Source organism: Kineococcus arenarius subsp. arenarius (assembly GCF_050871845.1).
Classification (GTDB): Bacteria; Actinomycetota; Actinomycetes; order Actinomycetales; family Kineococcaceae; genus Kineococcus.
Genome location: NZ_JBJLSE010000020.1, coordinates 12,147 through 33,402 on the forward strand (window position 1 = coordinate 12,147; position 21,256 = coordinate 33,402).

General features: G+C 75.5%; 14 protein-coding genes. 4 read left to right on the forward strand and 10 right to left on the reverse strand.

Going from position 1 to position 21,256, the window contains the following annotated elements; translation table 11 throughout:
• Nucleotides 1–32: 32 nt before the first annotated feature.
• The 5 genes from ACRYM0_RS07450 to ACRYM0_RS07470 all read right to left on the reverse strand — a co-directional run bounded on the left by ACRYM0_RS07450 (nt 33) and on the right by ACRYM0_RS07470 (nt 8,294).
• Nucleotides 33–3,458, reverse strand: a complete 3,426-nt coding sequence (locus tag ACRYM0_RS07450; protein ID WP_432503612.1) for a pyruvate carboxylase — start codon at nt 3,456–3,458, stop codon at nt 33–35.
• A 63-nt stretch (nt 3,459–3,521) separates the two neighbouring features.
• The gene (locus tag ACRYM0_RS07455; RefSeq protein ID WP_432503614.1) at nt 3,522–4,712 is read right to left on the reverse strand and encodes a DUF3500 domain-containing protein; all 1,191 of its coding nucleotides are present in this window, start codon (nt 4,710–4,712) and stop codon (nt 3,522–3,524) included.
• Nucleotides 4,709–6,250: a carboxyl transferase domain-containing protein gene (locus ACRYM0_RS07460; RefSeq protein WP_432503616.1), complete on the reverse strand. Its 1,542-nt coding sequence runs from the start codon at nt 6,248–6,250 to the stop codon at nt 4,709–4,711. Before ACRYM0_RS07460 ends, ACRYM0_RS07455 begins: the two co-directional genes overlap by 4 nt.
• Nucleotides 6,247–7,452, reverse strand: a complete 1,206-nt coding sequence (locus ACRYM0_RS07465) for a CaiB/BaiF CoA transferase family protein (protein ID WP_432503618.1) — start codon at nt 7,450–7,452, stop codon at nt 6,247–6,249. The genes ACRYM0_RS07460 and ACRYM0_RS07465 overlap by 4 nt, the downstream gene beginning before the upstream one ends.
• The gene (locus ACRYM0_RS07470) at nt 7,449–8,294 is read right to left on the reverse strand and encodes a fumarylacetoacetate hydrolase family protein (protein WP_432503620.1); all 846 of its coding nucleotides are present in this window, start codon (nt 8,292–8,294) and stop codon (nt 7,449–7,451) included. The genes ACRYM0_RS07465 and ACRYM0_RS07470 overlap by 4 nt, the downstream gene beginning before the upstream one ends.
• Before the next feature lie 409 nt (nt 8,295–8,703).
• Here ACRYM0_RS07470 and ACRYM0_RS07475 point away from each other — a divergent pair, with 409 nt between their 5' ends.
• Entirely contained in the window at nt 8,704–9,462 is a 759-nt protein-coding gene (locus ACRYM0_RS07475) for an IclR family transcriptional regulator (protein WP_432503621.1), read from the forward strand.
• A 34-nt stretch (nt 9,463–9,496) separates the two neighbouring features.
• On the opposite strand, the gene ACRYM0_RS07480 is transcribed toward ACRYM0_RS07475, so the two are convergent.
• Complete coding sequence (locus ACRYM0_RS07480; protein ID WP_432503624.1) at nt 9,497–11,179, reverse strand: FAD-dependent monooxygenase; 1,683 nt, start codon at nt 11,177–11,179, stop codon at nt 9,497–9,499.
• Entirely contained in the window at nt 11,176–12,519 is a 1,344-nt protein-coding gene (locus ACRYM0_RS07485; protein ID WP_432503626.1) for an MFS transporter, read from the reverse strand. The genes ACRYM0_RS07480 and ACRYM0_RS07485 overlap by 4 nt, the downstream gene beginning before the upstream one ends.
• A gap of 362 nt (nt 12,520–12,881) precedes the next feature.
• Between ACRYM0_RS07485 and ACRYM0_RS07490 the strand changes: the two genes are divergently transcribed.
• The gene (locus tag ACRYM0_RS07490; protein WP_432503627.1) at nt 12,882–13,196 is read left to right on the forward strand and encodes a hypothetical protein; all 315 of its coding nucleotides are present in this window, start codon (nt 12,882–12,884) and stop codon (nt 13,194–13,196) included.
• Here ACRYM0_RS07490 and ACRYM0_RS07495 read toward each other — a convergent pair.
• The gene (locus ACRYM0_RS07495) at nt 13,132–14,601 is read right to left on the reverse strand and encodes a CoA-acylating methylmalonate-semialdehyde dehydrogenase (protein ID WP_432503666.1); all 1,470 of its coding nucleotides are present in this window, start codon (nt 14,599–14,601) and stop codon (nt 13,132–13,134) included. The two genes, ACRYM0_RS07490 and ACRYM0_RS07495, sit on opposite strands and share 65 nt — an antisense overlap.
• A gap of 233 nt (nt 14,602–14,834) precedes the next feature.
• Here ACRYM0_RS07495 and ACRYM0_RS07500 point away from each other — a divergent pair, with 233 nt between their 5' ends.
• Both ACRYM0_RS07500 and ACRYM0_RS07505 read left to right on the forward strand, forming a co-directional pair.
• On the forward strand, nt 14,835–16,886 hold the full coding sequence (locus ACRYM0_RS07500; protein ID WP_432503628.1) for a vWA domain-containing protein: 2,052 nt from the start codon (nt 14,835–14,837) through the stop codon (nt 16,884–16,886).
• A gap of 97 nt (nt 16,887–16,983) precedes the next feature.
• The gene (locus ACRYM0_RS07505) at nt 16,984–18,483 is read left to right on the forward strand and encodes a hypothetical protein (RefSeq protein ID WP_432503630.1); all 1,500 of its coding nucleotides are present in this window, start codon (nt 16,984–16,986) and stop codon (nt 18,481–18,483) included.
• Nucleotides 18,484–18,520: 37 nt separating this feature from the next.
• Here ACRYM0_RS07505 and ACRYM0_RS07510 read toward each other — a convergent pair whose 3' ends face one another.
• On the reverse strand, nt 18,521–19,717 hold the full coding sequence (locus tag ACRYM0_RS07510; protein WP_432503632.1) for a serine hydrolase domain-containing protein: 1,197 nt from the start codon (nt 19,715–19,717) through the stop codon (nt 18,521–18,523).
• Nucleotides 19,718–20,002: 285 nt separating this feature from the next.
• Complete coding sequence (locus tag ACRYM0_RS07515; RefSeq protein ID WP_432503634.1) at nt 20,003–21,208, reverse strand: cystathionine gamma-synthase; 1,206 nt, start codon at nt 21,206–21,208, stop codon at nt 20,003–20,005.
• Nucleotides 21,209–21,256: the final 48 nt, after the last annotated feature.

A 21,256-nucleotide genomic window follows, 5' to 3' on the forward strand; every position in this document is an offset into this window, starting at 1 on the left:
GCGCCGGGCGGGGCGGGGCGGGGCGGGCGCCCTCACGCCGGCTGCAGGCGCAGCAGCAGGTCCCCGGCGTCCACGGACTGCACCGGGTCCACCGCGACGTGCACGACCGTCCCGGCGCGCGGGGCGGTGATGGCGGCCTCCATCTTCATCGCCTCGATGGTGGCGAGCACCCGCCCGGCCTCCACGGCCTCGCCCACCGCCACGGCGAGGGTGACGGTGCCGGCGTAGGGGGCGGGCAGGTGCGTGGGGTCGCCCGGGTCGGCCTTCTCCGCGGTGCGGGTGCGCACGTCCACGGAGCGGTCGCGCACCTGCACCGGGCGCACCTGCCCGTTGAGGCTGGCCAGCACCGTGCGCATCCCGCGCTCGTCCGGGTCGGAGACCGCCTCCAGCACCACGATGAGCTGCACGCCCTGCTCCAGGTGCACGACGTGCTCCACGCCCGGGCGCAGCCCGTACAGCGCGTCGAGCGTGTCCAGCACCGAGGTGTCGCCGAACGCGGCGCGGTGCTCGGTGAACGCCTTCGTGGGGGCCGGGAACAGCAGCCGGTTCAGGGCCTCGCGGCGCCGCGGCCCCGGCGAGGCCAGGTGCTCGGCCTCCTCGGCCGGCACCTCCGCGGACGTCCTGCGGGCGGTGCGCCCGGCCAGCGCCTTCGAGCGGAACGGCTCGGGCCAGCCGCCCGGCGGCGTGCCCAGCTCCCCGGCGAGGAAACCCACCACCGAGTCCGGCAGGTCCACCCCCGAGGGGTCCTCGGCGAACGCCGCCACCGCCTCCGGGGTGTCCACACCGGCCGCGACCAGCTGCAGCGCCAGGTCGCCGACCACCTTGGAGCTGGGGGTGACCTTCACCAGCCGGCCCAGCACCCGGTCCACGGCCGCGTACGCCGTCTCGATCGCCTCGAACCGCTCCCCCAGGCCCAGGGCGATGGCCTGCTGGCGCAGGTTGGACAGCTGCCCGCCGGGGATCTCGTGCTCGTACACGCGCCCGGTGGGTCCGGCCAGCCCCGACTCGAACGGCGCGTACACGCGGCGCACCGCCTCCCAGTACGGCTCCAGGTCCATCGCCGAGCGCAGGTCCAGCGGCGTCTCGCGCGCGGTGTGCTCCGTGGCGGCCACCAGCGCCGACATCGACGGCTGACTGGTGGTGCCAGCCATCGAGGCCACCGCCACGTCCACGGCGTCCACGCCGGCGTCCACCGCGGCCAGGAGCGTGGCCAGCTGACCGCCGGCGGTGTCGTGGGTGTGCAGGTGCACCGGCAGGTCGAACTCGCGGCGCAGCGCACCGACCAGTTCCCGGGCCGCCGCCGGGCGCAGCAACCCGGCCATGTCCTTGACCGCCAGCACGTGCGCACCGGCCGCGGCGAAACGCTCGGCCAGCCGCAGGTAGTACGACAGGGTGTAGAGGTCCTCGGCCGGGTCCGAGAGGTTCCCCGTGTAGCACAGTGCCGCCTCGGCCACCGCCCCACCGGCCTCGCGCACCGCGCGGATCGCCGGCTCGACCTGGCCGGCGTCGTTGAGGGCGTCGAAGACGCGGAACACGTCGACTCCGGTGGCGACGGCCTCGGCGACGAACGCGTCCGTCACGGCCAGCGGGTAGGGCGTGTAGCCGACCGTGTTGCGCCCGCGCAGCAGCATCTGCAGGCACACGTTCGGCACCGCCTCGCGCAGCGCGGCCAGCCGCGCCCACGGGTCCTCGCCCAGGAACCGCAGCGCCACGTCGTAGGTGGCCCCGCCCCAGCACTCCAGGCTCAGCAGCCCGGGCAGGGTCCGGGCGACCGTCGGGGCCACCGCCAGCAGGTCGGCGGTGCGCACCCGCGTGGCCAGCAGGGACTGGTGGGCATCGCGGAACGTGGTGTCGGTGACGTGGACGCGGTCCTCGGCGCGCAGCCAGGCGGCGAAACCCTCCGGGCCCAGCTCGTCCAGGCGCTGCTTCGAGCCCGCCGGCGGCGCCGCCGCGGCGAGCCCGGGGTCCAGGACGGGCAGCTTCCGGCGCGGGTGCACGCTCACCGGCGCCGTCCCGTGCGGGGTGTTGACCGTGACGTCCGCCAGGTGGGTCAGCAGCCGCGTCCCGCGGTCGGCGGGGGTCCGCGCGACCGCCAGCTCGGGGTGCTCGGCGATGAACGAGGTGTCCACCCGCCCCGCGGTGAAGTCGGGGTGGTCCAGCACCGCCTGCAGGAACGAGATGTTCGTCGCGACACCGCGGATGCGGAACTCCGCCAGCGCCCGGCGCGCGCGGGCCACGGCCGTGGGGAAATCCCGGCCCCGGCAGGTCAGCTTGACGAGCATGGAGTCGAAGTGCGGGGACACCTCGGCACCGGCGTTGGCGGTGCCGCCGTCCAGGCGCACCCCGGCGCCACCCGCGGAGCGGTACGCGGAGATCCGGCCGGTGTCGGGGCGGAAACCGTTCGCGGGGTCCTCGGTGGTGATGCGGCACTGCAGCGCCGCACCGTTGACGCGCAGCGCCTCCTGGTGCAGCCCCAGGTCCGCCAGGGACTCCCCCGCGGCGATGCGCAGCTGCGACTGCACCAGGTCGACGTCGGTGACCTCCTCGGTCACCGTGTGCTCGACCTGGATGCGCGGGTTCATCTCGATGAACGCGTGCTCCCCGGCCCGCTCTCCCGCGGTGGCCACGAGGAACTCCACGGTGCCGGCGTTGACGTACCCGATCTCGCGGGCGAAGCGCACCGCGTCGGCGTGCAGGGCACGGCACACGTCCTCGTCGAGGTTCGGCGCGGGAGCGATCTCGACGACCTTCTGGTGCCGGCGCTGCAGGGAGCAGTCGCGCTCGAACAGGTGCACCACCTCGCCGGTGGCGTCGGCGAGGACCTGCACCTCGACGTGCCGGGGGCGTTCCACGGCGCGCTCCAGGAACACGGTGGGGTCGCCGAACGCGCCGTCGGCCTCGCGCATCGCCGCGGCCAGCGCGTCGGGGAGCTCACCGGGCGTGCGCACCAGGCGCATGCCGCGCCCGCCACCACCGGCGACGGCCTTGACGAACACCGGGAACCCGACGGCCCCCGCGGCCGCGACGAGCTCGTCGGGGTCGGCGGAGGGGGCGGAGGACTCCAGGGTCGCGATGCCCGCCGCGCGCGCGGCGGCCACCGCCGACACCTTGTTCCCCGCCAGTTCCAGCACCCGCGCCGGCGGCCCCACGAACGCGATGCCGGCCTCGGCGCACGCCCGCGCCAGCTGCGGGTTCTCCGACAGGAACCCGTACCCGGGGTAGACCGCGTCGGCTCCCGACTCCCTCGCCACCCGGACGATCTCCGCGACGTCCAGGTGGGCGCGCACCGGGTGACCGCGCTCACCGATGAGGTACGCCTCGTCCGCCTTGGAGCGGTGGATCGAGTTGCGGTCCTCGTGGGCGTAGACCGCGACGGTGCGCGCCCCCAGCTCGTACGCGGCCCGGAAACCCCGGACCGCGATCTCCCCCCGGTTCGCCACCAGCACCTTGCGGAACACGGCCTGCCTCCTTCGTGGGTCGGTCCGGGCCCGGGCCGACCCTGACGGGCCGCCCGGCCGGCGTCAAGGCCGCAGCTCGAGGGGGTTGTCGGCGCTGGAGGTGGTGCGGGTGTCCAGGTGGCCGCGGCCCCACGAGGCGTCGCTGCCGCGGTGCGTCGCGAGCAGCCCGGCGGCGAAGTCCTGGTCCAGGTCGCGCAGCACGGTGTGCAGGTGGTTCCCGCCGGCCACGGCGTTGACGGCCTCCACGAGGAAGCGCGGGGTCTGCACCCGGAAGTAGTGCGGCGCACCGCGGCGCTGGGCCCCGGCCCAGGCGAAGTGCACCGACCCGATCCCGGCGGCCCGCACCGCCGCGCGGTGCTTGAGCCAGGCCTCCTCGGGCAGGCGCGCCAGGTAGCAGTCCAGCAGCCGCCACAGCAGCTCCTGCTGCTGCGGGCCCAGCGCGTCCCCCGCCAGGCCGGACGGCTCGTCGCGGCTGAACCGCAGCGCCACCCGGTCCTCGTCGGTGATCGTGTACTGCGGCATCCCCAGGTCGTAGTGGTCGGGCTGCTCGAAGGCCCCGATGCGCGGCACCTGGCGGGTGACGAAGTCGGCCGGCGCGACGTCGTGGATCACCGCGGCGGCGCGCTGCGCGTCGTCCAGGGACGCCAGCAGCTCGAAGGCGGTGCCCTCGTCGTCCGCCAGGGGCTTGAGCACCCCGTCGTACTCGGTGGGCTGCTGCCCCAGCGCCACCGGCGTCGCGCACACCCACCGCTCGTCGACGACGGTGACGTTCAGGCACACGTGGTGGCCGAGGAACCGCAGCGTCCAGGTGTCCTCGAAACCGGGTCGGCCGAAGAACGTGACGAAGTAGGAGTCCGAGGTGCGCCAGGCCTGCAGGGCGGGCCCGAGGAAGTCGTGCTCGTAGTCGCGCAGCACGTGCTCCAGCTGCGGGATCGCCAGGACCTTGGTGAAGGTGCGCATCGGCAGCGCGGTGCGCACCAGGTCCCACAGCAGGACCTTCTGGTGGCGGTCCAGCCGGTGCAGCGGGACCCCGGTGCGGTCCGGGCGCGGGATGATGTCCCAGTCCAGGCGGCGCGGGTCGTCGAAGTCCTCCACGACGGCGGCTGCGCGCTGCTCCGGGGTGAACGTGTCCAGCAGGCCCATCGCGGTCACCAGCATCCGGGTCGCGGTCCGCGGGGCCTCGTAGGCCGCCGCAGCGTCGGTGGGCTCGCCGCCGGGCGCGCGGGTCGGTGCGGTGATCAGGTCGTGCGTCACGAGGTCTCCTCCAGGTCTCGCGGGGTGGTCCCGTGGCGCCCCAGGCGTCGCGGGGTGGGGTGCCGCTGACCGCGGCCGGCGGCGAGTTCGGCGCCCAGCGCGTCGCACAACCGCTGCACGAACCCCTCGGGGTCCTCCGCGGCGTCGCGCGGCTCGGGCACCAGGACGTCCACGAACCCGGCGCGCCGCAGCGCGCTCGCGTCGATCCCCTGGCAGCGGGCCAGCTCGGGAGCGTGCGCGGTGTCGCGGTGCACCACCGCGCTGGCGCCCTCCGGCGGCAGCGGCGCCAGCCAGCTGTGGCTCGCCGCCAGGACCCGGTCCGCCGGCAGCAGCGCGAGCGCCCCGCCGCCGGCGCCCGCGCCCAGCAGGACCGAGACGGTGCGGGTGCGCAGGCGCACCAGGTCCGCCAGGCACCGGGCGATCTCCCCGGCCAGGCCCTGCTCCTCCGCGGCCGCGGACAGCTCGGCGCCCGGGGTGTCGACGACCGTGACCAGCGGCAGCCCGAGCTCCTCGGCCAGGCGCATCCCGCGGCGGGCGGTGCGCAGGCCCGCCGGTCCCAGCGCCGTCCCGTGCGCCTGGGCGTACCGGTCCTGCCCGACGAGGACGCAGGAGGTGCCGCGCAGGCGCACCAGCGCCAGCAGCAGCGCCCCGCCGCTCTCGCCCTGCCCGGTGCCGCGCAGCGGCAGCACGTCGTCGGCGGCGGCCAGCACCTCGCGCAGCCCCGGCCGTCCCGGTTCGCGCGAGCGCTGCACCACCCGCCACGGGTCCGGCGCCGCGGCCGGGTCCGGCTCGACGGCCGGGCCCGGGACGCGGGTCGGCACCGGTGCCGGCGGGTCGCCGAGCACCGCCAGGGCGCGCGAGGCGACGGACCGCAGCCGGTGCAGCGGCACGACGGCGTCCACGAGCCCGTGCCGCAGCAGGTTCTCCGCGCTCTGCACCTGCGCGGGCAGTGCGGCGCCGGACAGGGCCTCCTGCACGCGCGGCCCCAGGAAACCCACCAGGGCACCGGGTTCGGCGGTCGTCACGTGCCCCAGGGAGGCCCAGGAGGCGAGCACGCCGCCGGTGGTGGGGTGGCGCAGGTGCACCAGGAACGGCAGTCCAGCGGCACGGTGGTCGGCGACGGCCGCCGTCACCGGCACCATCGCCAGGAACGCGGCCGTGCCCTCCTGCATGCGGGTGCCGCCCGAGGCGGGCGCCACCAGCAGCGGCAACCGCTCGGCCGTGGCCCGGCGCACGGCGGCCACCAGACGGGCGGCGGCAGCGGACCCCACGGAGCCGGCGAGGAACGCGAACTCCGAGACGGCCACGGCCACGCGGCGCCCGGCGACCGTCCCCGCGCCGGTGAGGACCGACTCGTCGGCCCCGCAGCGCGCCTGGGCCTCCAGCAACCGGCGCCGGTAGGCCGGGTCCGCGCCGGACAGGTCCACGGGGGCGTCCCAGGAGCGGAAGCTGCCGGGGTCCAGCACCGCCGCCAGGACGTCGCGGGCGCCGGGGCGAGCCGTCCGCGCCGCCGGCGGGGCGCTGGTGGTCACGCTCACGAGTCCTCCCCCAGCCAGCGGCGAACGGCGGCCGCGTCGGCGTCCAGCACCGGCGGAGCCCGGTGCTCGCGCCGGGTCGTCTCGGCGCCGTCGGCGTCGAAGAAGCGCAGCGGGACGCCGGGCAGGGTGATGGTGCCCAGGGTGGCGTGCTCGACGTCCAGGAGCAGTCCCTGGCTGGCCGTCTGCTCCCAGGAGTAGACGTCCGCGACGTCGCGGACCCTGCCGGCGGGGACACCCGCCTCGGCGAGCCTGTCCAGCAGGTCGGCGGCCTTCCAGTCGGCGAAGACCTCCTCGACGACCCGGACCGTCTCCTCGCGGTGGCGGACCCGCTCGGTGTTGCTCGACAGCCCGTCGGCGGCGGCGTCCAGCCCGAACGCCGCGCAGAACCTGCGCCACAGCCCCTCGCTGCCGACCGCGATCTGCACCGAGCCGTCGGCGCAGCGGAACAACCCGTACGGGCTGATGGAGGGGTGGTGGTTGCCCTGCGCCCGACCCACCTCACCGGCCACCGTCCACCGCGTCCCCTGGAAGGCGTGCACGCCGACGACCGCCGCCAGCAGGGAGGTGCGCACCACCTGCCCGCGGCCGGTGCGCTCGCGCTGCACCAGGGCGGCCAGGACGCCGTTGACACCGGTCAGCCCGGCCAGCAGGTCCGCGATGGGCACCCCGACGCGCTGCGGGTCCTCCGGCGCCGAACCGGTCAGCGACATCAGCCCGGCCTCGCCCTGCGCGATCTGGTCGTACCCGGCGCGCCCGCCCTCGGGACCGTCGTGCCCGAACCCCGTGATGGACAGCACCACCAGCCGGGGGTTGAGTTCCAGCAGTTCCCCGGCGCCGAACCCCAGCCGGTCCAGGACGCCGGGGCGGAAGTTCTCCACCAGCACGTCGGCGCGGCGCAGCAGCCCGGTGAGGACCTCCCGGCCGTCGGCGGACTTCAGGTCCAGGGCGATGGACTCCTTGTTGCGGTTGCACGAGAGGAAGTACGTGGACTCCCGCTGCCCCTGCCCGTCCGGTTCGGCGAACGGGGGTCCCCAGCCGCGGGTGTCGTCCCCGGCGCCGGGGACCTCGACCTTCACCACCCGGGCCCCCAGGTCGCCCAGGACCATCGCCGCGTGCGGGCCGGCCAGGGCCCGCGAGAGGTCCACGACGACCGTGCCCGCCAGCGGCCCGGCGCCCGGGCGCTCGCGCGTCGCGGTGCTCACGCGCCCTTCCTCCCGCCGGCGTCGACGATCGGCGTGCGCAGGACGCCGAGCCGCTCGACGTCCACCTCGACGACGTCCCCGGGCTGCAGCAGCCACGGGGGGTTGCGCACGTAACCGACGCCCTCGGGGGTGCCGGTGGCCACCACGTCGCCGGGGTGCAGGGTGAGGGTGCGGCTGACGAGCGAGAGCAGCGTGCCGACGTCGAACACCATGTCGCGGGTGTTGCCGTCCTGGACGGTCTCGCCGTTGACGCGGGTGCGCACCGCCAGGCCGTCGCGCAGGTCGCCGACCTCGTCGGCGGTGACCAGCGGACCGGTGGGTCCGCTGCGGTCCGCGTTCTTGCCGAGCGTCCACTGCGCGGTGAGCTTCTGCGCGCGGCGGGCGGTGAGGTCGTTGAACGTGGAGTACCCCAGCACGGCCGCGCGGGCGTGCTCCGGGTCGGCGTCGGCCAGGTCCTCGCCCACGTAGGCCAGGACCTCGCCCTCCCAGTCCAGGCCGCCCTCGCCCTGCGGGACCGGTGCGGGAACCTCCCCGGCGGTCAGCGACGCCGTCCACCTGCCGAAGACGGTGGGGAACTCCGGCGGGGTGAAACCCCCCTCGGCGGCGTGCGCGCGGTAGTTCAGCCCGATGCACAGCACCCGCGCCGACGGGGGCACGACGGGACGCAGCTCGACCTCCTCGACCGCCACCGCCGGGCCGTCCCCCGGCCGGCCGGGCACGGCCCAGCGGCGCGGTGCGGCCCAGAACTCCGCGAGGCTCGTCAACGGGCGGACCGCCCCGTCGAGCAGTTCCCCGACGAGCACCTCGGCGCTGCCGGGCCGGGCGAATCCGACGATCTTCACGATCGACCTCCGTGGTGGTTCTTCGGCGTCCAGGGGGCGGCCGGCACGCAGGGGGTGCACCGCACGGGGACCGAGCGTCCCGGCGCGGCTCGTCCTCGAGCCGTCCGGCGACTGTGGCACCCGGCGATCGGCAGCGGAACGCCCCGTCCCATTGGACGGGACGCCCGGGGCGGGACGAGCCGGGTGGGGTAGCGTCGCGGAGCCGGGTGGAGCGGCCGGCGCGCAGGGCTGCGCGCGGCGCCCGGGCCCCCGGCAGCCCGGCGACGGGCACACCGACGAGGAGGTCACCGCGATGCCGCCGTCCCCCGAAGCACCGGCGCCGGGAGCACCGGCGCCGGGAGCACCGGCCCCCCGAGCACAGACCCCGCCGGCGCGGCGCGGCCACCGCCCCGCGAACGGGGACCCGGTGGTGGACAGGGCGTTCGCGCTGCTGGCGGCGTTCGGCGCCGACCGGCGCGCGCTGACGCTGGCCGAACTGTCGCGCCGCAGCGGGGTGCCCACCAGCACGGCGCACCGGCTGGCGGGCAGGCTGCTGGCCTGGGGGGCGCTGGAGCGCGACGCGGACGGCCGGTACGTCGTCGGCCTGCGGTTGCTGGAGGTCGCGTCGCTGGCGCCGCGCGGGCACGGCGTGCGCGAGGCCGCCATGCCGTACATGGCGGACCTGGCCGAGGCCACGCACCAGCACGTCCTGCTGGCGGTCCCCGAGGACGACACCGCGCTCCTGGTGGAACGGCTCTCGCACCGCTCGGCCCCCGAGGTCCACTACCGCGTGGGTGGACGCGTCCCGCTGCACTCCACGGGTGTCGGGGTCGTGCTGCTCGCCCACGCCCCGGCGGAACAGCGCGAGCGCCTGCTGCAGAACCCGCTCGTGCACGAACCCGAGGGGGTGCCCGCCGACCCGGCGCAGTTGCGCCGCCGGCTGGCGGAGGTGCGCCGGCAGGGTTTCGCGGAGTTCCGGCGCTCGTCCCCCGGCCCGGTCCTGGCCGTGGCGGCGCCGGTGTGGAACTCCGCCGACCGCTGCTGCGCGGCCGTGTCCGTGCTGGTGCCGGACTCCGGGGTGAGCGCGGGTTCCCTCGTCCCCGCGGTGCAGGCGACCGCGCGGGCCGTCTCGCGCGCGCTGGGCGCCCCGCGGGCGTCGGTGCGTCCCGCGACCGTGCACGGCGGCTGACGCCGCGCACGGTCGCGGGAGGGTGCGGGTGCCCTCAGGCCACCGTCGTGAGGCGGCGGCCGCCCGGGGCGGGCGCGGTCCCGGTGGCGCGGGCGAGCGCGGCGGGGACCTCGCCGAGGTCGCAGCCGCGCCAGGCGACGTGCTGGTCCGGGCGCACCAGCACCGCGGGCGCGCCCCACACGCGGGTGAAGGTTCCGCCGACGGTGGGGTGGCGCACGGTGCGCACCTCCAGCGGTGCGCCGGTGGGCACGGCCCCGGGGGCCGGGGCGGCGGGGAACGCGTCGGCGTCGAGCAGGAGGGTGAAACCCGGCCCCAGGACGTCGTAGAGGGAGGTGCGCTCGTCGAGCCACGCGTGCGGCAGCAGGCACCCCGGGACCGCGCAGGGGTGGTAGGCCACGGGGTCGGGCGCCGGCGCCGGCTCGGGGTCCGGTGAGCACAGCGGCGACCCGGTGTACGCGTAACCCAGCACCAGGCCCAGCGCGTGGAACTCGCTCTCCTTGACGGCCAGGGCGCGCGCCGCCCGGTCCCGGGCCCGCTCCCCCGCCTCGCCGTCCTCCTCGAGGTGCGGGTCGAGCAGGTCGTCGGCCAGGAGCGTGCCGTTGCGCGCGGCCTCGTCGACGGTGCGCCGGGCGACGGGCCGGCGCTCGGCCTCGTAGCTGTCCAGCAGCTCCTCCCCCGCCCAGCCGTCGAGGACCGCGGCCAGCTTCCACGCCAGGTTCGCGGCGTCGCCCACGCAGGTGTTGAAACCGTGCCCGCCCCAGGGCGGGTTGGCGTGGGCGGCGTCGCCGAGCAGGAAGGTGGCGCCGCGGCGGTAGGTCGGCGCCAGCAGCATGCGCGCCGTCCAGGGGTCCTGGGCGACGACCTCGACGTCGACGTCGGCCCCGACCAGGGCGCGCAGGACGTCCTCGACGGGCACGTCCGCGAACTTCGGGGCGTCCGGGTCGTACCCCTGGACGATGGCCCACCACAGGTCGCCGAGGTCCAGCCGCCCGAGCATGCCGGCGTACTCGGCGCCGGTGACCCAGTACTGCACCGCCGGGTCCAGGGCGACGGCCCCGGCGGTGCGGCGCGAGCGGAACACCACGCCGAGGTTCGACTTGGCGGCCGAGGAACCCTCCAGGCGCACGCCCAGGTCCGCGCGCACGGCGGAGGACACGCCGTCGGCGCCCACCAGGTAGCGGGCCCGGACGTGCGCGCGGTTCCCGGAGCCGTCCTCCACGGTGACCAGGGTGCCGTCCTGCGCGCCGGCAGCGGTGGACGAGCGGGCGAAGCGCGCGCCCAGGTGCAGGGCGGTGCGCTCCTCGCGGGCCACCGCCGTGCGCAGCACCTGCTCGACGACCGGTTGCGGAACCTGCTGCCCGCACTCCGGCTGGGGTTCGTAGCGCCCGTCCTGCAGCTGGAAGGCGCCGGTGAACCGGGTGAGTTCCCGGCCGGCCAGCGAGGTGCAGAACAGGACGCTGTCGGAGTAGGACACCGGCAGCGGTGCGGCGGCGCGCAGCTCGTCGGCCAGGCCGAGGCGGCGCAGGTGCGTCATGGTCCGGGCGTTGGTCGTCTTCGAGCGCGGGCGGGTCCAGTCGATCTCGACGCGGGGTTCGAGCACGACGGAGCGCACCCCGCGCCGGGCCAGGTCCAGGGCCAGGAACAACCCGCTGGGGCCTCCCCCGGCGATGAGGACGTCGACCCGCTCGGGCAGGTCCGCGAGGGAGGTGGGGATCACGATGCTCCTCCGGTGGCGCCCAGGGGCTCGCGCGGTCCTCCGGCGGGCACCGCCGGCCCCTCGGGGGCGCGCCGCCGCGCGGGCACGAAGAGGACGACGAGCGCGCCCGCGAGGGCGGTGGCGGCGAACGCGGTGGTCGTGGCGCTGAGCGGCTCGTCACCGGCGACGGCCCAGGCTCCGAAGGTGGGACCGACGATGGCGCCGAGCCGGCCCACGCCGAGCGCCCAGCCGAGGCCGCTGGCGCGGTGGGCGGCGGGGTAGTACCGGGAGATGAGGTCGTTGAGCACGTTCTGGGTGCCCAGCCCCCCGAAGCCCGCGAGCAGCACGAGGACGACCAGCAGCGGCGTCGGCGGCCGCAGGGAGATAGCCAGCAGGGCGGCTGCGGCTGTGAGGTAACCGGTGAGCACCAGGGGTTTGGGGCCGACGCGGTCCGCGACCGCGGAGGCGGCGAGGGTCCCGACGACCGCCCCGGTGCAGTACACGCCCAGCAGGACGATGGACGAGCCGAGCCCGTACCCGGACCGGGCCATCACCTGCGGCAGCCAGGTGCTGATGCCGAACACCGTGAGCAGGCTGAAGAACGTCGTGCCCCAGATCAGCAGGGTGGGCCAGCGGTCTCGGCCGCTGAGGAGGCTCCTGAGGGGGTTGTTCCCGCCCGCCGCTCCGGGAGCGGTCGCGGGGACCTGCTCGGGCGGCAGCCCGTAGCGCGCGCGCAGGGCCGCGGCGAGCTCGTGCCGGCCGCGCGCGGCGTGGAACGCCGGCGACTCCGGCTGCAGCTTGACCAGCACCGGGACCAGCAGCAGCACCGCACCGCCGGCGACGTACACGGGGCGGAAACCGTGGGCGGGCACGACCTGGGAGGCGACGGTGGAGGCCAGCAGCATGCCCAGCGGCGGGCCGGTGAGGACCAGCCCCAGCGTGCGGGAGCGGTTGCGCGGGTGGGCGAACTCGGAGGCGAGGGCCACGGCGGTCGGCAGCAGCCCGCCCACCCCGAAGCAGGTGAGGGTGCGGAACACCACGAACACCTCCAGCGTCGGCGCCAGGCCCGTCACGAGCGTGCCGGCCGAGAACAGCGCCACGCTGGAGATGAAGATGCGGCGGCGGCCGACCACGTCGGTGAGGGTCCCGGCGACCAGCGAACCGGCGAGCATGCCGGCCAGGGCCAGGCTGCCGATGTGCCCGCCCTGCTCGACGGTGAGGGAGAACGGGGGCTGCCCGATGAGGCTGGGCAGCGTGGCGCCGTAGGCCAGCAGGTCGTACCCGTCGGCCATGAGGCACAGCCAGCACAGGACGAACAGGGGTGCCCGCGAGCGGGCGGTCGGGGTGGGGGCGAGCGACACTGCGGCCTCCTGGGACGGACGGGTGGGGTCGTCCGGTCCGCCTCGCGGTGACGGCGGCTCCGGCGTCAGCCCGACCGTGGCACGCGTCACCGACCCCCAGAAGTGCGGCGCCCGCTCAATGGGACGGCAATCCGCGGTCGGCGGCGGACGGCGCCGTCCCGGTCCCCGGGACCGCCCGGTCGTGCACGGGGTGCGGTCCGGATCGGCGCTGCCCGCGTAACCTGGAGCTCCTGCCGGTTCGACCAGGGGATCCCTTGAGCACACCGTCACGACCGCGGCCGGGCTCCGTCGCACCGTCGGCCACCGACCCCGCCACGACCGGGACGGCACCGGCTCCCGGCCCTCCCGTGCCGTCGGTGCACGTGCGCGCTGCGCTGACCTGGCTGGTGATCTTCCCGAGCGTGGCGGCGGGTCAGGTCCTGCTGGAGCCGCTGACCGAGGGCTGGCCCGCCCTGCTGCGCACGGCGCTGCTCACCGCGCTCGTCGTGCTGTTCGCCGTCCACGTCGGCGTGCCCCGGCTGCTCGGGCTGCACGCCCGCGCCACCGCCCGTGCCCGCGGGCCGGAGGTGCCGCACGCGCTCCCGCGACGGGCGGCACCCCCGGAGGTGGGCGTCAGGAGTTCTGCGGGAAACCCAGGTTCAGCCCGCCGTGGGAAGGGTCGAGCCAGCGCTCGGTGACGACCTTGCCGCGGGTGAAGAAGTGCACGCCCTCGGTGCCGTGGGCGTGGGTGTCGCCGAACAGGGAGTTCTTCCAGCCGCCGAAGGAGTAGTACGCCACCGGCACCGGCACCGGCACGTTGATGCCGATCATGCCGACCTGGACCTCGTTGCGGAACCTGCGGGCCGCGCCGCCGTCGTTGGTGAAGATGGCCACGCCGTTGCCGTACCTGTTGGCGTTGATCATCTCCATGCCGTCGTCGTAACCGTTCACGCGCAGCACGGACAGGACGGGACCGAAGATCTCGTCGGTGTAGATCGACATGTCCGTGGAGACCTTGTCGAAGAGGGTGGGGCCCAGCCAGAAGCCGTCCGCGTCGCCGTCGGGGACGACCTCGCGGCCGTCGATGACGAGCTCGGCGCCCTCGCGCACGCCCGCGTCGACGTACCCGGTGACCTTGTCGCGGTGCGCGCCGGTGACCAGCGGGCCCATGTCGCAGCCGCGACGGCCGTCGCCGGTGCGCAGCGTCGCCACGCGCTCCTGGATCTTCGCGATGAGCTCGTCGGCGATCGAGTCGACCGCCACCAGCGCGGACACCGCCATGCAGCGCTCGCCCGCGGAGCCGAAACCGGCGTTGACGGCGGCGTCGGCGGCCAGGTCCAGGTCCGCGTCGGGCAGGACCAGCATGTGGTTCTTCGCCCCGCCCAGGGCCTGCACGCGCTTGCCGTGCGCGGTGCCCGTCTCGTAGACGTACTGCGCGATCGGCGTCGACCCCACGAAGGAGATCGAGGCGACGTCGGGGTGGGTCAGCAGCCCGTCGACGGCGACCTTGTCGCCGTGCAGGACGTTGAACACCCCGTCCGGCAGCCCGGCGTCCTTCCACAGCTGCGCGATGAAGTTCGCCGCCGAGGGGTCCTTCTCGCTGGGCTTGAGCACCACGGTGTTGCCCGCGGCGATCGCGACGGGGAAGAACCACATGGGGACCATGGCCGGGAAGTTGAACGGCGAGATGATGCCGACCACGCCGAGGGGCTGGCGCACCGAGTACACGTCGACCTTCGTGGAGGCGTTCTCGGTGAACCCACCCTTGAGCAGGTGGTTGATCCCGCACGCGAGCTCCACGACCTCCTGCCCGCGGGAGACCTCGCCCAGGGCGTCGGAGAGGACCTTGCCGTGCTCGGCGGTGATGATCTCGGCGAGCTCGCCCTTGCGGGCGTTGAGCAGCTCGCGGAACTTGAAGAGCACCGTGGTGCGCCGGGCGAGCGAGGTGTCCCGCCAGGCCGGGAACGCGGCGCGGGCGGCGGCCACGGCGGCCTCCACGTCCGCGGGCGCGGCCAGCGCCACGTTCTTCGTGACGCGGCCGGTCGCGGGGTCGTAGACGTCAGCGAACCGGTCGCCGGACCCGGCGGTCGGGGCACCGCCGATCCAGTGCTCGACGAGCGGGTGGTCGCTGCGCTGCGGCGCGGCGCTGCCAGCGGCGGCGGTGGAGCTGGCGGTCGTGGTGGTCACGAGGGAGCCTCCTCGGTCACGGTTCGGCGGACCGCGCCATCATGCCACCGCGGGACCCCCTTTTGTAAAGACAAGCTGTCATGCAGGCCCTACGGCAGTCGCGCCCAGGGGCGTGGCGCCGCAGCGGCACCGGACGTAGCGTCAGGCGCATGAGCGATGCGGGGAGCCGATCCTGGGCGCGGCGGCGCGGCGGGCGCTACCGGTACGGCGAGTGGGCCGGCGGCCCCGACCCCCTCGCCCCGCCCTACGACGTCCGCGCCGCCGTCGACCGCGTCGGGCAGGAGGTGCTGGGCGGGGGGTCGCTGCGCGAAGCGCTGCGCGACCTGCTGCGCCACGGCCCCGACGGTCGCTCCGGGCTGGAGGAGCTGCGCGCCCGCGCCGCCCGCCTGCGCCGCGAGGCCGCCCGCCGCGGCGACCTCGACGGTGCCCTGACGAAGGCGCGCGCCCAGCTGGACCAGGCCCTGGCCGCCGAGCGCGAGGAGCTCGCCACCCGCACCGGCGACGACCCCCGCGCCGACGACGCCCGCTTCGCCGAAGCCCGCCTCGACGCCCTGCCCCGCTCCACCGCCCAGGCCGTGCGGGACCTGGAGGACTACGACTGGGCGTCCGAGCAGGCCCGGCAGCAGTACCGGCAGGTCCTCGACGGGCTGCGCGACGACGTCCTCGGCCAGCAGTTCCGGGGGGTGAAGCAGGCCCTGCAGAACGGCGACCCGGCCGCGCTGCAGGCGGTGAAGGACATGGTCGCCGACCTCAACGACCTCCTGGCGAAGCGGGCCCGCGGCCAGGACACCCGGGCCGACTTCGACGACTTCATGTCGAAGCACGGCGAGACGCTGGGCGCGGACGCGGAGGGCGTGGAGGACCTCGACGGCCTGGTCGACCTGCTCGCCCGCCGGGCCGCCGCCGCGTCCCGCCTCATGCGTTCGCTGTCCCCCCAGCAGCGCGAGGAGCTCGGGCAGTTGGTGCAGCAGGCGTTCGGCGACGACCTGGACCTCCAGGCCCAGGTGGCGCAGCTCTCCGACAACCTGCGCGCCCTGCGCCCCGACCTCGACGCCGGCCGCGGCGAACGCGTCCGGGGCGCCCGCGGCAGCGAGCCCCTCGGCTACGGCGAGGCCGCCGACGCCCTGCAGGACATCTCCGAGCTGGACGACCTGCTCGACTCCCTCGGCCAGGAGCACCCCGGCGCCACCCTCGACGACGTCGACGTCGACGCCCTGGAACGTCAGCTCGGCCGCGGCGCCGCCGACGACCTGCGCCGCCTGAAGGAGCTGGAGCGGGAACTGCAGCGGCAGGGCTGGCTCACCCGCTCCGGGCAGGGCCTCACCCTCTCCCCCAAGGCGCTGCGCCGCCTCGGGCAGTCCGCCCTGCGCGACGTGCTGAACCGCGTCACGAGCGGCGGCCGCGGCGACCACGAGAACACCAGCGCCGGTGCCGGCGGCGAACCCACCGGTGCCACCCGCCGCTGGGAGTTCGGCGACGAGCAGCCCCTCGACGTGGTGCGCACCGTCTCCAACGCGCTGCGCCGCACCCGCCCCTCCGCCGGCGGCGCGGTGCGGCTGAGCTGGGAGGACTTCGAGGTCGTCGAGACCGAGCGCCGCGCCTCCGCAGCCGTCGCCCTCTGCGTGGACCTGTCGTTCTCCATGGCCGCCGAGGGGCGGTGGGGGCCCATGAAGGAGACCGCGCTGGCCCTCAGCCACCTGGTGTCCACGAAGTTCCCGGGCGACGCCCTGCAGATCATCGGCTTCGGCCTGCACGCCGCCCCCATGACCCTCGGCGAGCTGGCCGAGGTCGAACCCGACTTCGTGCAGGGCACGAACCTCCAGCACGCCCTGAGCCTCGCCCGCCGCCACCTGCGCCGGCACCCCGACGCCGAGCCCGTCGTCCTCGTCATCACCGACGGCGAGCCCACCGCCCACCTCGACGACAGCGGCGGCACCCCCGAGGCGGTGTTCCAGTGGCCCCCCACCAGCGCGACGATCCGCGCGACCGTCGCCGAGGTGGACCACCTCACCCGCTTCGGCGCCACGATCAACCTGTTCATGCTCGGCGAGGACCCCGGCCTGCGCCGCTTCGTCGAGGCCGTGGCCCGCCGCAACGGCGGGCGCGTCCTGAGCCCCAGCCCCGAGCGCCTCGGCCAGTTCGTCGTCGACGACTACCTCCGCTCGCGGTCGGGGCGCTCCTCCCGGCGGCGCGCCTCGTAGGGTCCCGGTCCGGGCGTTACCGGGCGTGAGCAGGCGTGACCGGGCGTGGCGGACGACCGGTCGCACCCCTCCCGCCCGGGTCGTGAGACCTTGAGGCATGGCCGAACGCACCGCCGAGCAGCTGGAGCCGGACTTCCTCGACGTCCGGCGACGGTCACCGGTCACCGCCGACACCGTCCGGCGTCAGATCGCCGACCCGGACTCGCCCGTCCTGGTCGACTTCGACCACACGATCTTCGCCTGCAACAGCACCGAGCTCTTCATCTCGCGCTGCCGGCCGTCCCTGGTGGTCGCCGTGATCGACTTCCTGGTACGGGTGTGCCTGCCGTGGCGGCTGGTACCCGGTCGCCGCGGTTACCGCGTCCGCGACTACCTCTGCGTCGTCCTCATCGTCGTCCTGACCCCCTGGAACGTGCCCCTGTGGCGCAGGGCGGCACCGGCTCTCTTCGAGCGGTACCGCGCCACCGGAGTCTCCGCCTTCTTCGCCGACGTCGACCGCTCGCGGCTCACGATCATCTCCTTCGGCATGGCCTTCGTGATCCGGGGCCTGCTGAGGGGCAGCGAGCACGAGTCCACCGCCCTGCTGGCGACACCGCTGCTCCCCCGGCCGTCCTGGTTCACCGGGGGCAAGACGACGACAGCGGTCGGGGGCGTCGGCGAGGGCGGGGTCGCCCGGGCCGTCTTCGTGTCCGACTCGCTCGACGACGCCGACCTGCTCGAGGTGTGCCGCTCGGGTCTGCTCATCCGGCCGCAGGGCCCCCCGATGTCCGCCCGCGAGCGTCTCTACCTCCCGCTGCGCTACACGGCCCAGGTCAAGTACTCGCGCTGGTACACGCTGGACCAGTTCCTCCTGGTGGACGCCCTCGTCATCGCCATCGCCGTCACCCGTGACGTGACGAGCCTGGTCCACTTCGCGGTGATCGTGCCGCTGCTGCTGCTGTCGGTGATGTCGGTCTACGAGATCGGCTACTTCGAGAACGACATGCACGCCGCGAAGTTCGAGGAGCGCCCGGTCCTCGACCCGAGCGTGTCGCGGTACCGGGACTACCCCATCCGGGTCCAGGCCTGGATCTGGAGCGCGGCCTCCGCGGCGGCCGGCCTGGGTGCGGCCGTCCTCCTCGGCGAGCTCGACGCCGACGAGCTCCTGCGGGCCGGCACCTCGTGGGCGCTGCTGCTGGTGGTGCTGCGCGCGGTGTTCTACCTCTACAACCGGATGAAGACCGGGGCGCGGGTGTTCGTCTACCCCGTGCTGCAGGTGCTGAAGTACGGAGCCGTCTTCCTGGTCTTCGTCCCGACCGCCCTCGGGGTGGCCCTGGTGATGGGCCAGATCACGGCGATGTGGGCGACCTACGTCGTCTACCGGCTCGGCGGGCGCAAGGGGGCCCTGGACCGTGACCTCTTCGCTGTCGCGGCGTTCCTGGTCGGTGCCGGCCTGCTGGGCATGGCGAGCGTCACGCACGGCAGGGTGCTCGAGGACGACGGCCGCGGGTTGGAGAACCCGGTCCCCCTGGTCGCCGCCCTGCTGTGGTCGCTGGCCCGGGCCGGCAAGGCGCCGGTGATGCGCGCGGTCAGGGCCGGGCTCGTGTCCCGCTCCTGACCGCGCGCACCCCACCGGCCCACCACGGCGACTGCGCTCAGGCGAACGCCGCCCGCACGGCGTCGAGCACCGCGTTCGCCGCCGCGAGCGCCCCCTCCTCGTCGGAGGCGACAGCGTTCGGCAGTGCCGTCACCGCGATCGTCACCGCGCGCCCGTCCTCGGTCGCACCGCCGCGCGTCTCGAACCCGGGGATGTCCCCGCCGTGCCCCCACAGGAGCGTGCCGTCCGGCAGGGGTGAGCTGGACAGCCCCAGCCCGTAGCGCGCCCCCTCCCACAGGTCCGGGGACGGGACCGTGGTGCGCATCTGCTCCAGCGCGTCCGCGGACAGCAGGTCGCCGGACAGCAGCGCGAGCGTGAACCGGTTGAGGTCGCTGGGCGTGGCGACGAGCGCCCCGGCCGCCCACCCCCACGACGGGTCGAGCAGCGTGATGTCCCGCCACGGCTGCGCGGCGGAGTCGCGGTGGAACGCCACGGGGTGCTCGCCGCGGAACCCCTGCTCCCCAGGGTGCGGGAAGAAGGTCTCGCACAGCCCCAGCGGCTCGGTGATCCTGGTTCGCAGGAGCTCGGCCAGGGGCCGGCCGGCGACCCGCTGCGCGAGCAGCCCGGCGACCACGTACCCGGTGTTGCTGTACGCCCACTCCTGCCCCGGCGCCGCCGTCGCGGGCTGCTCGGCGACGAGGTCGAGGAGCCGGCGGGGCTCGTAGTAGCGGTCGCGCAGCTCGAACCAGTCGGCGGTGCCGAAGTGGCCGGTGTAGTTCGGCAGGCCCGCGGTGTGCTGCAGGACCTGCCGCACCGTGATCTCACGGCCGTCGCCGCCGGGACCGCGCAGCAGCCCGGGCAGGTGCGTCTCGACCGGTTCGTCGAGGCCGACCAGGCCCTCGTCGACGAGCTGGAGCACGATCGTCGCCACGTACGTCTTGGTGTTGCTGCCCACCCGCACCCGGCCGTCCACGGGCACGCGCGCCCCGCTGGTCGCGGTGAGGTCGTGCACCCGTCCGTCGGCGTCGCGCACGCTGGCCAGCGCGGAGGGGAAACCCACCTCGTGGACGAGGCGGTCCAGGTGCTCCTGCAACGGGTGGCGCCGCCGCGGGCTCGCGGCGGCTGCCGGTGCGGCGGCGGTCCCGGCGACGAGGGCGGCGCCCCCGAGGACGCTGAGCACGGATCGGCGCGAGGGCGCGGGAGGGGTCGTGACGGTCACGTCGGGCTCCTGACGTCGGTGGGTGGGTGTTCCCATCCGACCGGAGCGGGGCGTCGCGTTCGAGGGGGTGCGCGGGCGTCTCGGTGCGGGGGTTTCCCCTACCGGGGCGCTCCAGGCCGGGGCCGGGTCCTCGCCCGGGTGGTGGGGTGGTCCTGCCGTGCCGCGGCGCGCGGAAAGCCGGTGGGGGTGCGGAGGCCGGCGTCCGGAGCCCGCGCTCCGCGCTCACCCGACGCGGTGCACCGAGCAGCGGGCGGAGAGCCGGCCGCAGCACCCCCACCGGCCCACCACGGCGACCACGCGGACGCCACGGAACCGGCCGGTTCAGCCCAGGGCGGTGGCGAGGTCCGCGATGAGGTCGTCCGCGTCCTCCAGGCCCACGGACAGGCGCACCAGGTCGTCCGGGACCTCCAGGAGGGAGCCCGCGACGGAGGCGTGGGTCATCTTGCCGGGGTGCTCCACGAGGGACTCCACGCCGCCGAGGGACTCGGCCAGGGTGAACAGCTCGGTGCCCTTGCACACGCTCAGGGCGTCCTCGACGCTCGCGGTGCGGAAGGAGATCATCCCGCCGAAGCGGCGCATCTGCTTGGCGGCGACGTCGTGGTTGCGGAACTCCGGCAGGCCCGGGTACAGCACCTTCGTCACGCGCGGGTGGGACTGCAGGAACTCCACGATCCGCTCGGCGTTGTCGCAGTGCCGGTCCATGCGCACCGCGAGGGTCTTCAGGCCGCGCTGCACCAGCCAGGAGTCGAACGGGCCGGGCACGGCGCCCATGGAGTTCTGGTGGAAGCCGATGCGCTCGGCGATGGTGCCGCCGCGGCCGTCGTCGCCGTCGCGCACGACGACCGCGCCGCCGACGACGTCGGAGTGGCCGCCGGCGTACTTGGTCGTGGAGTGCACGACGAGGTCGGCGCCCAGGAGCAGCGGGGTCTGCAGGTAGGGGGTGGCGAAGGTGTTGTCGACGACGAGCAGCGCGCCGGCGGCGTGGGCGATCTCGGCGATGGCGGCGATGTCGCCGATCGTCAGCAGCGGGTTGGTGGGGGTCTCCAGCCACACCAGGCGGGTGGCGCCGGGGCGCACCGCCTCGCGCACGGCGTCGAGGTCGGCGAGGTCGGCCGGGGTGTGCTCCACGCCCCACGGCTCGGCGACCTTCTTCACCAGGCGGTAGGTGCCGCCGTAGGCGTCGTTCGGGATGACGACGTGGTCGCCGGGCTTCAGGAGCGCGCGCAGCACGGTGTCCTCGGCGGCCAGGCCGGAGGCGAAGGCGAAGGCGGCGTCGCCCTGCTCCAGGGCGGCGAGCTGCACCTCCAGGGCGGTGCGGGTGGGGTTGCCGGAACGGGAGTACTCGTAGCCGGTGCCCAGGCCGGTGCGCAGGCCGCCGACGCCGTCCTGCTTGTAGGTGGACACCTGGTAGATCGGGGTCACGACCGCGCCGGTGGCCGGGTCGGCCTCCTGGCCGGCGTGCAGGGCGCGGGTGGAGAAGCCGGGCGTCGCGGGGGTGCCGCCGGTGGGGCTGTCGGGAGTCGTCACGGTGCGCAAGCCTACGCACGGCGGGGAAGGTCGCGGCGTTCCCCGTGG

What these genes read in the sequence shown, in the direction of transcription:
- ACRYM0_RS07505 (WP_432503630.1), top strand. Translation starts at nt 16,984, where the DNA reads ATGGCCGAACGCACCGCCGAGCAGCTGGAGCCGGACTTCCTCGACGTC.
- ACRYM0_RS07510 (WP_432503632.1), bottom strand. Translation starts at nt 19,717, where the DNA reads ATGGGAACACCCACCCACCGACGTCAGGAGCCCGACGTGACCGTCACG.
- ACRYM0_RS07500 (WP_432503628.1), top strand. Translation starts at nt 14,835, where the DNA reads ATGAGCGATGCGGGGAGCCGATCCTGGGCGCGGCGGCGCGGCGGGCGC.